The sequence below is a fragment of the Nostoc sp. TCL240-02 genome, from assembly GCF_013343235.1.
GTDB lineage: Bacteria > Cyanobacteriota > Cyanobacteriia > Cyanobacteriales > Nostocaceae > Nostoc.
Genome location: NZ_CP040094.1, coordinates 4,155,562 through 4,169,109, shown reverse-complemented (window position 1 = coordinate 4,169,109; position 13,548 = coordinate 4,155,562). Strand labels below are relative to the sequence as shown.

General features: G+C 42.4%; 13 protein-coding genes and 1 tRNA gene. 7 read left to right on the top strand and 7 right to left on the bottom strand.

Translation table 11 applies throughout. From position 1 onward, the window contains the following. Positions 1-36: 36 nt before the first annotated feature. Both FBB35_RS17765 and FBB35_RS17760 read right to left on the bottom strand, forming a co-directional pair. Positions 37-570: a Uma2 family endonuclease gene (locus FBB35_RS17765; RefSeq protein WP_174710760.1), complete on the bottom strand. Its 534-nt coding sequence runs from the start codon at positions 568-570 to the stop codon at positions 37-39. A 25-nt stretch (positions 571-595) separates the two neighbouring features. Then, positions 596-3,292, bottom strand: coding sequence for a CBS domain-containing protein (locus FBB35_RS17760; protein ID WP_174713685.1), 2,697 nt, complete (start codon positions 3,290-3,292; stop codon positions 596-598). Positions 3,293-3,444: 152 nt separating this feature from the next. Between FBB35_RS17760 and psbZ the strand changes: the two genes are divergently transcribed. The 7 genes from psbZ (at position 3,445) to FBB35_RS17725 (ending at position 10,108) form a co-directional block, all read left to right on the top strand. Then, the gene (gene psbZ / locus FBB35_RS17755) at positions 3,445-3,633 is read left to right on the top strand and encodes a photosystem II reaction center protein PsbZ (protein ID WP_012407095.1); all 189 of its coding nucleotides are present in this window, start codon (positions 3,445-3,447) and stop codon (positions 3,631-3,633) included. A gap of 189 nt (positions 3,634-3,822) precedes the next feature. Then, positions 3,823-4,401: a 6,7-dimethyl-8-ribityllumazine synthase gene (gene ribH / locus FBB35_RS17750; RefSeq protein ID WP_174710759.1), complete on the top strand. Its 579-nt coding sequence runs from the start codon at positions 3,823-3,825 to the stop codon at positions 4,399-4,401. A gap of 130 nt (positions 4,402-4,531) precedes the next feature. Continuing rightward, positions 4,532-4,603, top strand: a tRNA-Gly gene (locus FBB35_RS17745). A gap of 688 nt (positions 4,604-5,291) precedes the next feature. Beyond that, a complete protein-coding gene (locus FBB35_RS17740; RefSeq protein ID WP_041565838.1) occupies positions 5,292-5,699 on the top strand; it encodes a hypothetical protein in 408 nt (135 codons plus the stop codon). A gap of 4 nt (positions 5,700-5,703) precedes the next feature. Further along, the gene (locus FBB35_RS17735) at positions 5,704-6,969 is read left to right on the top strand and encodes a glutamate-5-semialdehyde dehydrogenase (RefSeq protein ID WP_174710758.1); all 1,266 of its coding nucleotides are present in this window, start codon (positions 5,704-5,706) and stop codon (positions 6,967-6,969) included. 177 nt (positions 6,970-7,146) lie between these two features. Beyond that, positions 7,147-8,718, top strand: coding sequence for an alkaline phosphatase (locus FBB35_RS17730; protein ID WP_174710757.1), 1,572 nt, complete (start codon positions 7,147-7,149; stop codon positions 8,716-8,718). Positions 8,719-9,253: 535 nt separating this feature from the next. After that, a complete protein-coding gene (locus tag FBB35_RS17725) occupies positions 9,254-10,108 on the top strand; it encodes a universal stress protein (RefSeq protein WP_174710756.1) in 855 nt (284 codons plus the stop codon). Positions 10,109-10,286: 178 nt separating this feature from the next. Here FBB35_RS17725 and psbM read toward each other — a convergent pair whose 3' ends face one another. From psbM to FBB35_RS17700, 5 genes are all read right to left on the bottom strand, one after another. Beyond that, positions 10,287-10,403, bottom strand: a complete 117-nt coding sequence (gene psbM / locus FBB35_RS17720; RefSeq protein WP_012407089.1) for a photosystem II reaction center protein PsbM — start codon at positions 10,401-10,403, stop codon at positions 10,287-10,289. A gap of 117 nt (positions 10,404-10,520) precedes the next feature. Next, positions 10,521-10,817 (bottom strand): 2Fe-2S iron-sulfur cluster-binding protein, encoded by a 297-nt coding sequence (locus tag FBB35_RS17715; RefSeq protein ID WP_174710755.1) that lies wholly within the window; start codon positions 10,815-10,817, stop codon positions 10,521-10,523. A 186-nt stretch (positions 10,818-11,003) separates the two neighbouring features. Continuing rightward, positions 11,004-11,141 (bottom strand): photosystem II reaction center protein K, encoded by a 138-nt coding sequence (locus FBB35_RS17710; RefSeq protein ID WP_006195022.1) that lies wholly within the window; start codon positions 11,139-11,141, stop codon positions 11,004-11,006. Positions 11,142-11,239: 98 nt separating this feature from the next. Next, a complete protein-coding gene (gene tgt / locus FBB35_RS17705) occupies positions 11,240-12,385 on the bottom strand; it encodes a tRNA guanosine(34) transglycosylase Tgt (protein WP_174710754.1) in 1,146 nt (381 codons plus the stop codon). Positions 12,386-12,749: 364 nt separating this feature from the next. After that, a complete protein-coding gene (locus FBB35_RS17700) occupies positions 12,750-13,202 on the bottom strand; it encodes a hypothetical protein (protein ID WP_174710753.1) in 453 nt (150 codons plus the stop codon). Positions 13,203-13,548: the final 346 nt, after the last annotated feature.

Genomic DNA, 13,548 nt, shown 5'->3' with positions numbered 1-13,548 from the left:
TTTTTTTGTTGCCCCTTAATGTAGTGCGATCGCTAACTACAATACTGCTAAAATAAATCCATAACGATTTGATGCCGCATCCATTTCAGTTAATACCCATTGACTATTAGCATTTTTAGTAAACAGCTCAACCAGATATTCATATTGGTCAATCATTATATATTCTTGTAGTTCAAGAATGGAATGATAAAATCTAAATTTATTTGTTCTATCGTAGTTTTGTGTTGAGTTGGACAAGACTTCTACAATAATTGAAGGATTTGTCACTTGGGTAGTGCCATTTCCTTCATATATTGGTTTACCCAAAATAACCATCACATCTGGATAGGTGTAAATCCGATAACGCTGTATCCACAATTTGACATCACCCATGTATATTTTGTAATTTTTACCCCGCATCATAAATTTAAAAGTTGTGCAAAAATTCAGAGCAATTTCATTGTGATTAGTCGTACCACTAGGCATAGAAACTATTTCTCCATCTCTATATTCATTTTTGGATTCTGATGTCTCCTCTAGTTGTAAATATTCATCTGGAGTGTAGTATTTTTTTGATGTTTGTGTTTGCATAAAAACCATATCTGTGAAATATAAATTACAGGGGATAATGCTTGGCTAAAAACTCTTCAGCCTCAGCCCTATCTTTAATCACTCTATCCAAGGTAGCAGCAACTACATCATCTAATATTTGCCGATACTGTGGCCCTGGTTTGTAACCAAGTTTCTTTAAATCATTGCCATTCAAAAGTGGCTGTACATTCGCCCAAACTGTTAAATATTCCCAAATTCGATGTCTAAGCGATCGCGGACTTTGCAAAGCAATTAAAATCAGCATTGGTAAGTCGTACTGTCCCAACAACTGCACTACTTGACTTGGGCGTTCAAAAGTGGGTAAATAGTCCATCACTTGACTAAAGCTTTGGGCTAAGTTTTTCAACCTAACAATGCTATCGTCTTGTAATTGCAAATTCTGTGCTACTTTCACCCGATATTCAGGCGGTAGGTGGGCGATTAATGCTTCTAGACGCATTTGCCAGTGAATGAGAGTTTGTTCAGCATCAAATCGTCGTAAACAACGTTCTAACAAACGTAATTGTCGCAAGAGTAACCCATCTAGCTTAAGGGTAGGATGGATACATTGCAACGCTCCTAAGTTATCGAGTAACTGCAAAGCTGATTTCCAGTATGGGGCTTCTAGGATGTGCTTTAATTCTGTTTTCAGTCGAGTTTGCAGGGCTGGAGTTTTGGTATTCTCTTGAGAAGTGCGATCGTAAACGCCACTGTTGATGGCATAGCGAATAAATTCTTCAGTTTGCGGTTCAATTTCAAATCCGAAGCGCACGGCAAAACGCACGCCACGATAAATGCGGGTGGGATCTTCGATAAAGCTGTTGGGGTGTAAAACCCGAATTTTTTTAGCTTCTTGTAAATCGAGTAAACCGCCAAAGAAATCGAGTAATTCGCCTGAGCGGGGAGAGGTGAGCCGCAAAGCGATCGCATTAATGGTAAAATCTCGACGATATAAGTCTTGACGAATCGAACTCGCCTCAACTTCTGGATTCGCCGCCGGGTAAGGATAAAACTCTGTTCTAGCCGTAGCAATATCTACCCAAAGAGAATCTAATTCTGGGTCTTTATGCCACAACAAAGCAGCAGTTTGAAAAGCCCCGTGGATTTCTAAACGAGCCGCAGAGTAAAGTTGTTGGAGTGCTTTTGCTAGTTCCACGCCAGCGCCAACATCTGCTGATTTGTGAAAGCCATCAACTACTAGGTCAATATCTTTAATCATCAAGCTACCTGCTGTCTCAGCTAACAGCAAATCCCGCACTGCACCCCCAACGAGATAAAGATGCCAACCCCGTTTTTCGGCTTCTTGCGATGCGATGGTGAGTAATTGCCATAACTGAGGAGCAAGTTTATTTTGCAATTTCGGGAGATTAATATTACTTTTCTGTCTCTCCTCCTCTCCCTCTTCTCCGTTTTCATCTCTTTCCTGATGTAATTCCCGCAAGACATCAGTACGAGTGACGATACCAACTAACTGCTCATTCTCCAGTACTGGCAAGCGTCCGATATCATAAGTCACCATTAGCGACTCTATTTGTGGCAGTGTTGTATCTGGTGTAATTGTTTTGAGATTTGTGGTCATGTAGCCCTTGACTGGCGCATGACTAAATCCGTGGTGCAAGGCAATATCAAGATCCCGACGCGAAATAATACCTACTAGTTGCCCTTTATCGACTACAGATAAACCAGAGTGTCCATAACGCAACAAAATGCGCTGTGCTTCAGCAATTGTAGTTTCAGGCAGAATGGTGCGAACAGGAGAGGACATCAAATCCCTCGCAGTGAGGGGGTGGGGAATTTGGGCTTTTACTCCGTCAAGGAGTTGTTTTAATATTGCTTGTGAATCAACTCCTCTTAGATTTAGTGATGCGGCTTGAGAATGACCGCCGCCTCCTAGAAGTTGGAATAATAGGTTAAGATTTGTTTTGGGAATTTGCGATCGCCCAATTACAGTTAACCGTGAATCACTTTCACTCAAGGGATACTCATTAGCCAACAGAATGGCATCAATTTCGGTTAATTCCACAAGTTCTGAAGCCAAACTCGATAGCCCTGGCACAAAAGCATCTGTTTTTAGAGTTACCCAAGCAACTGTATATCCATGCAGGCAAAGATATTCTAAATTTTCCAACGCCTCAGTTAATAACTGCTGCAATTGCAAAGACAAGCCAGGGTCACGGTAGGTAGAAATTACTGATAAACTCGCACCTTGTTGCATCAACCAAGCCAAAGCTAAGGCATCCCGTGCCGTGGACTGGTCAAATGTTAAAGAGCCGGTGTCAACGTGGATACCCAAAGCCATAACAGTTGCTTCGGCAGGAGTCAAGGAAATTTCCTGTTGTTGCAATTGCTCCACAATTAAAGTTGTGGTGGCTCCAACTGAAGAAATATGCGATCGCGTGGCGGGAATATCTGACTCTTGCCCTAAGTGATGGTCATAAACTATAATCTCTCCAAGATGGGGTAAATCTAACCACTCAGCAGCTTTACCCAAGCGATCGCGCTGTTGCGTATCCACCACACTCAGAGAACGAATTTTTTCTGGATTCACCGAACGGCGTTCAATTAGCGGATATTCATCCCGATGCAATGCTAAAAAATCCCGCACAGGAGGATGAGAACCGCCAGTCAGCACAATTTTGCTTCCCGGTAGTAGGCGCGTTAACCCTACTGCTGCTCCTAGTGCGTCAAAATCTGCGGTTGTGTGGCAAAGAATTAAATCCATAATATTAAGAGTCATTAGTCATCGGTACTTAGACAAAGGACAAATGACTAAAATGTTGCAATTTCTGCTAGCTTAAAAATAATAAGAAAGTGTCAGTGTCGCCCTTTAGGATATTCTATCCTTAGTATTTCGCTGTATTGGGAGAAGCAAAAATGACCATAATATTCCAATTTGCCTTGATAGGTCTAGTCCTATTGTCCTTTGTCCTGGTTGTAGGCGTTCCGGTTGCTTACGCTACTCCCCAAAATTGGGTTGAATCTAAAAAACTACTCTGGGTTGGTTCTGCCGTCTGGATTGCTTTGGTATTTTTAGTTGGTTTGTTAAACTTTTTTGTCGTGTAGACGACGGCTTTGCTCTGGCGCAGGCACATAATATAAGAACTAGAGGGGCAGAAAAGTCAAGGTCAAAGACCAAAGGAAAAAAGGAGAAATTTTTTCCGATTTCCTTTTTTATGACCTTGCTTTCCTGCTCCTCTACATTTAAATAAGAAATGTATATTGGCCAGAACTATAGTTGATTAAGAGGCAGTCATGGCAGTTTTCGAGGGAACTTTTACCCAAACGGAGCCTTTGCGGTTTGCAGTGGTGATTGGTCGATTCAATGACCTTGTTACCGGAAAGCTGCTAGAGGGATGTCAAGATTGCTTGAAACGCCACGGTGTAGATCCTAACCCCCAAGGTAATCAGGTGGACTATGTTTGGGTTCCGGGAAGTTTTGAGGTACCTTTAGTAGCTCGCCAACTAGCACTTTCCCATCGTTATGATGCTGTAATTTGTCTAGGTGCAGTCATTCGCGGGCAAACACCCCATTTTGACTATGTATCCGCCGAAGTTTCTAAAGGCATTGCCGCCGCTAGCTTTCAAACTGGAGTGCCAGTAATTTTTGGCATTTTGACAGTAGACACTATGCAGCAAGCCTTAGAACGGGCAGGCATCAAAGGTAATCATGGCTGGGATTATGCCCTGAATGCCCTAGAAATGGCAAGTCTCATGCGGCAATTGCGTTCTAACCTAGCAGAGCCATATTCTCGTGGTAGCCAGTCTTTGCCAGCCTCTTTTCAAAGTGCCAGCATCGGTAATTTAACGGCGGAGTCAGAAGAACTCGACTAGGGCATGTCATTAGTCATTTGTCTTTTGTCATTCACTAATGACCAATGACCAATGACCAATGACTAAGTCACTAAATAAAGGGGTTGACAATTAGGGATAAATCTGAGATATTGATATATGGCAATTGATTGCGGGTGTAGCTCAGTGGTAGAGCGTCACCTTGCCAAGGTGAATGTCGCGCGTTCGAATCGCGTCACCCGCTTCCAACTAAAACCTCTTGAAGTTAAAAATCTCAAGAGGTTTAGTACTTTTAGGGTGCATTGAAGTTTTTGGCGATTCGCGCTGTATTCCTGTGAATCGTTCCGAATTTTTATGAATTTCATAGATAGTTAGAATATAAAGTAATTTAGATATGGTGGAACTATTTATTTGTGGATAGATTTTACCCATCTAGTAAAACTTGTTCAAACTATGGGGGAATTCAAGGGTATTAGTCTCTTAAAACAGGTTGATGTATGTCATAAATGTCGGCAGTGTGCTGATTAAGATTTCACACTGAGCGTAGCCGAAGTGTTAAATACATCTAAACATTTTGAAACTTATGCACGAATAGCTAAATCGTGTCTCGACATTAAGGGATAACCGCTCCTATGCTCCCATTGAAACGTCAATTTGTATCTAGCTTTGTCTAGATTTTATCTAGTAGAAGGAAATTTTAAATAAGATTGTCAGTTTCGGGGAAAGACTACAAATAAAAACTCCGTACTGATATGAAAATTAGGATACTTAGAGTCCGCTGCATCTACTGTTTGCAATCATGGCAATATTTGTATTGCCAGTATATGTATATAAAGAGAGCAACCTAATAGTAGCAGAAGCTTCTATTGCATTTACCAAAGGATTATATTGTCGTAATTCGTGTAAAACACGCTCAAGTTACTAGAACGCTTGTGCAATCTCAAAAACCTGAAAAAATAGATTTCAATGCTGAATACCCCTGTCCCTGTCGTCGCCGGGGTCAGTTAATTCCGATTACGTTGACAGAAGCATTTGGTTGCGATCGCTGTCAGCAAATCTTTGTTGTAGAAGATAATGGTCATGTCCTAGAACAGCTTTCTACCACCTATCCCTACAAACGGGCTTGGCGTTGGATGGGAAATAGTTGGCACGTTGTCCATCCCCGCTTGGGAGAAAGCTATCTGCCTATAGCACTTGGCATTATTTTCGTGCTAGTGATTATATGGCTGCCATTAGCACTGCGATTAGCAAATGGTTCCAGCATTATTGCTTGGGCAATGGTGGCGGTGCTATTAGCTATTCTGCCAGCATTAATGGTCTGGCTTACCTACAGACGTTAACTCAATGACTGTTGAAGTTTTAGATGACCACCCCGAACCGATTACTAGCGCCCAACGAGCCTATCAAGCTTCCCTAAAGTTGGGGATCACCAAGGGAGCAGACCGAAGTCGTGCAGTATTGGCGATGGCACAAGCCCTTGAGCGCTCATTTGACGACATTCTAGAAGCCAACACGTTGGATTTAGAAGCCAGTCGAGAAATGGCAGTGCCAGAGTTGATATTGGACTGGCTAAAGCTGACTCCCACAAGGCTAGAGATGACAGTAGACGTTTTACAACGGTTAGGGGAATTATCAGATCCGCTACGGCGCGTCAGAACGGCTGATTATCAACTGGAAGATTCCCAGAGTTACACCCAGCTAATGCCTTTGGGAGTGATTGGATTTATTTATGAAGCCTTTCCCGATTTAGGGGCGATCGCAGCAGGTTTTTGTATTAAAACTGGCAATAGTATAATTCTCAAAGGCAGTACTGAAGCTAGCCATTCCAACGCCGCCATCGCTGAAGCACTGCAAAATGCGATCGCAGAAGTTGGTCTAGCTCCGGGCTGTGTAGAGCTGATCACAGCCGAACATGGTGCTTCAATTCGGGATTTAGTCACCCAAGACCAGTACGTGAATTTAGTTATTCCTTACGGACGTTCTAGCTTGGTACAGCAGGTAGTACGACAGTCAACTTGCCCAGTCTTAAAGTCCGCGATGGGTAACTGTTATCTCTACTGGTCGCTAAATTCCAGTTTAGAAATGGTACGTTGGATGATTCTTGATAGCCATCAAAGTGAACCCGATCAAGTCAATGCCATTGAAAAGGTACTCATTCATCGTCAAGCCTTACCATCATCCTTAGCAGTTCTGTGGAACAGCTTGATGGAAAAAGGCTTTGAAATTAGAGGGGATGCAGAACTAGTACAAGCCTTTCCCCAGTTGCAGCTGGTGAAGGAGGGCGAATGGGGAAATCCTTATTTAACAAAGACAGTAGCTTTTAAACTAGTGGATAGCTTAGAGGGTGCGATCGCTTGGATTAATGAATACAGCAGTGGTCATGCTGACTCCATCGTGACTGAATCCTACCAGGAAAGTCGGCAGTTTGCCTTGGGAGTTAATAGCGCCTCTACCTATATCAACACTTCCCCGCGTTTTTCCCGCAACCCCTCGCGGGGAGATTCAGTGTTTCTTGGTATGTCTAACCAAAAAGGTCATAGGCGAGGATTTATCAGCTTAGAAACTTTGACCACCGTTAAGCACATTGTTCAGGGAAATGGTAGGTTTTAAATTAAACGGGGAATGGGAAATGGGGTATGGGGAGATAAGGAGCAGAGAAGAATAATTATTGATAACCAATTCCAATTCCCAATTCCCAATGCCCAATCTTAAACTTAACAAAATCTTAATTTCTGCTTGATCCTGGATTGCTAAGTTCCTTGTATTTACATCTGGGTAGAGGTGAATATGGAACTTATGGATGGCACACGCCTCTTAGCAAATCGGTGCAGACGGCGGAGTTTTTTGTTGGGTGCAGGATTCTTAACTGGGTTAACAATTGCTAGCCAGTTGCATCCGGTATTAGCTAGCTCAAGGTTTTCTGGTTATCCGTTTAGTCTTGGTGTTGCCTCTGGCGATCCTTTGCCGGATGGTGTTGTTATCTGGACACGGCTGGCTCCAAATCCACTTTCTGGAGGGGGAATGCCATTGGTAAATGTGCCAGTGCGGTGGCAAGTTGCCCTTGATGAAAACATGAGACAGGTGGTGCGGCGAGGAACAGTGCTGGCAACACCAGAGTTAGCGCACTCAGTCCATGTTGATGTGCGTGGATTAGACCCTGACCGTTGGTACTGGTATCAATTTCAAGTGGGTAGGGAAGTGAGCCCCATTGGGCGGACTCGCACAGCACCAGCATCTTATAGCTATACCAAACAACTAAACTTTGCTTTTGTCTCCTGTCAAGACTGGCAAAATGGCTACTATACGGCTTATCGGCATCTGGCTGAAGAAAACCTCGACCTTGTGGTTCATCTAGGTGATTACATTTACGAATACGGGCCACAATCTGGTGGGCCGCGCCAGCATAACAGTCCAGAAATCATCACTCTTGCAGACTACCGCGATCGCTACGCTCTGTACAGAACAGACCAGAGTCTCCAAGCTGCTCATGCTGCTTTTCCCTGGATTGTCACTTGGGACGATCATGAAGTTGACAATAACTATGCCAACTTAATCCCCGAAGACAACCAAACCGAAGAGGCTTTTAGGAAACGCCGAGCTAGTGCTTACCAGGCTTATTACGAACACATGCCCCTCCGTCAGTCTTCGCTGCCCAAGGGTCCTGATGCACTGCTTTATCGTCGCTTGACTTTCGGTAATTTAGCTGAGTTCAACGTTCTAGATACCAGGCAGTATCGCACTAACCAACCTTGTAATGATGGACTGAAGCCTCGCTGCCCAGAAGCTTTTGATCCAAATGCCACTATGACCGGCTCAGAACAAGAGCAGTGGCTACGAAAAGGGTTAGATCAATCGCGATCGCGCTGGAATGTGATTGCTCAACAGGTTATGTTCGGCCAGTACAATTTTAATAGTAGTTCAGGCCCCGGTGTCTTCAATATGGATCAGTGGGACGGCTATGTGGCTGCACGGAATCGACTGTTAAGTTTTCTCAACCAGCGTAAACCTTCTAATCCTGTGGTAATTAGCGGAGATATCCATTCTAGTTGGGTACACGATTTGAAGCTTGATTTTAATAACCCCAACTCAACAACGGTAGGCACTGAGTTCGTCGGAACCTCAATTACCTCTGACTTTCCCACATCATTTATTGCTCCAGTTCAAGCTGCTCTACCCAACAATCCTCATACTAAGTTCTTTGATGGTGCTTACCGAGGATACGTCCGTTGCAACCTTACGCCACAACGCTGGCAAACTGACTACCGCGTTGTATCAAGCATCGTTGACTTAAATGCCTCCGTCAAAACCCTAGCTTCGTTTACAGTCCAAAACGGACAACCAGGAGCGCATCTAAGTTAAGGTGAGTTCGATCAACCTCTTCCTGACTTCAACTAGAATTCAAATCTCTCCCTCTCCGAGTCGGAGAGGGACGGTTTTACGTAGTAAAACCAGGGAGAGATATTTATTAGTATTAAATATAACTTTATAATATTCAACCTACAAGCGATCGCTTGCTAAAGGCTACAACGAATCAATATTCATTAAAAGTTATTTGGAAATTTCTTTGCAATACTTAACTAACTTCTAATTAAAAAAAGTGAATATAGATTAACAATGATAACTAACATCATATTTTATTAAGTTCATCAGGCTAAATTGAGAGTATGCTTAACAATTGAAGTCTAGTTGACAATTTAAGTAATTAGTGTGCAAACAAACTTAAATATTTGTTGAGTATTTTGTACTTTGCCATTTTTTTAAGTATTAAATACTAAAAAACAAAGTTTATTTGTGCCAAGTTACTAACTAGGTTATCAAGCGAGGTGGTGAAAATCCGACCTAAGCCAAAAACTAAAAGCGAAAACAAAAGTAAACTTAAAAACAATTGCGTAAGATGATAAACAAAATTTTGCTGACTGTATCGGGATTGGGACACGCAGAAGAAATGCTCAAAACTCTTAGAGAAATCCCTTCAATTGAATCTGCGAAAGTTACAATTTTGCATGTTGTTCAGGCACAAAATACTGCTGCTACCATGACAACTAAATGGGAAAATGGTGGTAAAATTTTGGCTAATGCTATTCAAACTTTGAACTTAGATCCTAGCCAGGTTTCTTCAATTTTGCGCGAAGGCGACCCCAAAGATGTAGTTTGCCAAGTAGCTGATGAAATCGACGCTGACTTGATTGTTATGGGTTCACGCGGACTGAAGCGACTACAATCTATTTTATCGAACTCAGTTAGTCAGTATGTTTTCCAGCTATCTTCTCGCCCCATGTTGTTGGTAAAAGATGATATTTATGTGAAAAGAATTAAGCGCATTATGGTGGCAATAGACAACTCTGATTCTGCAAAAAACTGCTTGAAATTGGCACTGTTTTTACTGCGAGATATTCAGGGAGGCCAGTTAATTTTGGCAAATATTAGTACAGATTTAGGTGGTAAAAAATCGGAAATAACCGAGGTTAACTCAGATAAAAATCCAGTTTTAGCAGCCGCAGTTGCAGAAGCTCAAAAACAAGGTATCCAATCTCGTACTTATATCAGCAGTGGGAAACCTGGTGAAGAAATTTGTCGGTTGGCAGAGGAGTTGAATATAGATTTATTATTGCTAGGCTCTCCAGATCGTCGTCCGTCTATTGCTAAGAGTTTTGTTGATATAGACCGACTCATCGGATCTTCCTTGTCTGACTATGTTCGAGTCAATGCCACTTGTCCGGTATTGTTGGCGCGGACTATAGCTTATTAAGTCAACAATACTGAGTATAAAAAATGTTGTAATAGGATAATAAATAAGTAAGATTTGTTTTGTCTTTACTAACCAACACAGGCTAAATGCCGCGCCACATACAGCAATCAATTAGTGGTTTATAAATAAAAACCCCTACACTACTAGTGCAGGGGTTATTTATTTTATACACAAATTCTTAACTATCTTTTCCACCTTGACGGCTAGCAGTTTGGATGTACAGAATTAGTAAAAACACAGTGGGAACTAATACGAACAAAATGCTCGCTACGAACCCCAGGTCATTAACTTGCATGGCAAGAAAGCCTCTCTTAGTTTTCCAGTCAACAACATTAGGATACCATTATCAATGACAGAGTTAGCCCAAATTTTTTACTTTCTCAAATGCTAACCAGGGATGATCCCAAAAAACTTAAGGCTTTGTGACTACGCTGACTGAGCCATTCACTAAAGTTTGACACGCAAGGCGGTAATTTTCTGGCTTTTTCTTGAATTTCCGATTTTCCACGTCTGTGCGTGGGGAAAGATTTTCTATTCCTTCGACTATTTCAACAATGCAAGTACCACATTGACCATTACCACCGCAATTGGTCATCTTGCCAATGAATGTATATATATCAATATCATTTTGCATGGCTTTGAGTCGGAGATTGGCACCATCTGCCGCTACTACTTCTTTATTCTCTTTAACGAATTTGATATTACCCATAATTTATTCCTCCTTGACTCTAAGCTTGGCTTTCAAGGCTTCATATTGACATGGCTTGATTCACATCTTGTTTATTATATTAAAACATTACAAAATATTAATAAATGTTAAGTTTATAAAACATATTGCCACAAAAAAATAGAACAGGTATATTACCTGTCCTACTCAATTGAAAAATAGATTAACTTACCTAAATCCCACAGCTGCTTGCCAAACGAAAGCAAGCAACAAGAAGAATACAGGGATGACTGGGAGAACGTCTACCAAAGGATCGAAAATTTGGTAAGCTTCAGGCAGTTTTGCTAATAAAAGTGCTGCTTCCATGTTTGTTTAAATCCACCTATCCAACACAGCTTTCATAATTGAGAAGTATCTTAACATGGATTGGTCATTGGTCATTATCTACCCCCAGTCCCCAATCCCTAGTCCCCAATCCCCACTTCCCACTCCTCATCTCGACTTTCTTCGTTGAGCCAGTGGCCAAATTCTGTGGTGAAGCGATCGCTTAATATTGCTTCTCTAATATGCTGGGTAAAGCGAATTAGCTCGGTAATGTTGTGAATGCTCAACAAGGTATAAGCTAAAATTTCTTGCGATCGCACCAAATGAGATATGTAAGCACGGCTAAAATTTTGACAAGTGTAGCAGGGACAAGTTTCATCTAACGGCGTAAAATCTTCACGAAACTTAGCATTTTTTAAATTCCAGCGTCCGCCCTGGACTATTGCCGTTCCATGTCTCGCCCAGCGAGTGGGAATTACGCAATCAAATAAATCTATACCAGATGCGATCGCGATCGCCATTTCCCGATAAGTACCCACACCCATCAAATAACGCGGCTTTTCGGGTGGTAGAAGCGGTGCTGTCACTTTTACAATCTGAGCCATCAATTCTGGCGGTTCTCCCACACTCACGCCACCAATGGCATATCCAGGCAAATCTAACTTAGCCAAAGCTTCAGCCGCCTGACAACGCAAATCCAAATACACGCCCCCTTGTACAATCCCAAACAAAGCCTGCTCACTACCTTGATGAGCCGTTATGCAGCGTTCTAACCAGCGATAAGTCCGTTCAGTAGCAGTTTCAACCTCTTGGCGAGTCGCTGGGTAGGGGGGACACTCATCAAAGGCCATGATCACATCTGCCCCCAAAGTATTTTGAATCTCAATAGAGCGTTCTGGTGTCAAGTTAATAATTCGTCCATCATGTGGTGAGCGGAAAGTTACACCTTCTTCAGTAATTTTCCGCATCTCGCTTAAGCTGAACACCTGAAACCCACCGGAATCTGTGAGCATTGGGCCATTCCAACCCATAAACTTGTGTAATCCACCACCCCCAGCCACGATCGCTTCCCCTGGTTGTAGGTGAAGATGATAAGTATTGGATAAAATCATTTGCGCCCCAGTATCTCGTAGCTGGGCTGGGGTAATAGTTTTGACATTTGCCAGCGTACCCACTGGCATAAATCTGGGGGTTTCTACAACCCCGTGAGGAGTGAAAAACACTCCAGCTCTAGCTTTTGTCTGACTACAGCAAGCAAGACATTCAAAGGAAAAATTCGCACTCATGCCATTTTAGATTTTTGAAGATGCGCCTATTAAGACTTACGCAAAACTATACGACGTAGGGGCAATTCATGAATAGGTAGGGGGGCAGGGGAGCAGGGGAGCAGGGGGGCAGGGGGCAGGGGGAGCAGGGGAGCAGGGGGGCAGGGGGCAGGGGAGCAGGGGGGGCAGAGGAGAAAAACAAAAACCACATCATTTGGGATGTAGCTTCTCTACTTAGATGCTGCACTAACAACCATCGTCAGAAAAGGAGCAGGGGTGCTTTCATGCCATTTAGGATGAGGTTTTGTACCTTTCTCCCTGCCCCCCTGCCCCCTGCCTCTTATAAAGCGCAGCCTCACATCAAATTGGTATAATAGTCGCTATTTTAAAAAGAATCAGAACAGTCATCGTCAATTTCTGCATCCCATCTGGCTGAGAGGACTTGCTCCATCATCGCTTCTATGGCGCTGACATTGAAAGTTCGCTCTCGTCGCTCTTGTATGGGGGTTGAGCGCGGAATCAACCGCAGACACACTCCTTCTTGTATTAAATCGAAGTAAGTTTCTTGTTGCGATGACTGTTTGAGTTCTAAGTAATCAAAACTACAAACGTTTAGATATAGCGCATGATTAGCCACTAAGGTAGACCTTTGTGGATTAGCAAAAACTTCCATCACATCCCCTTCACCCTGGCTCAGTACCTTATCTTCTTGGGTGTAGATGTAGTGGACTCGACCTAAATCTGCCAGCAATCGCCGGATGTCGAGCTTATTCACAATGATGCCCGTGTTAATAATGCACGGAGCTGGTATCCTGGTGTCGGGTAGATGGTGACTCATAGGAAAATAGCGATTGAGCTAAGGAGAGCGATAACATAGCTAAACTGTCAAAATTGAATAGCTTGTTTACTCCCTACATTTAAAAAAATATCAATTTTGTGGGGCAATCGTCTAACAATTTAGAGTAAGTTTTTAGTTAACGAATACAAAACGCAAATTTTGATTCTTGATGGAATTTTAGTTTCTTGAATCGTTTGTTTTTTGTATAAAAAACTACCCAAAAAATTTTATTTACTACTTAGATAAGCATAACAAAATTTTCAGTAATAATCTCTAACAGAAGTAAATCTTATCTAAAGCTTTAAAGTGTACTGATGTTTAATTGTAGTCAAATTATGATGATTAT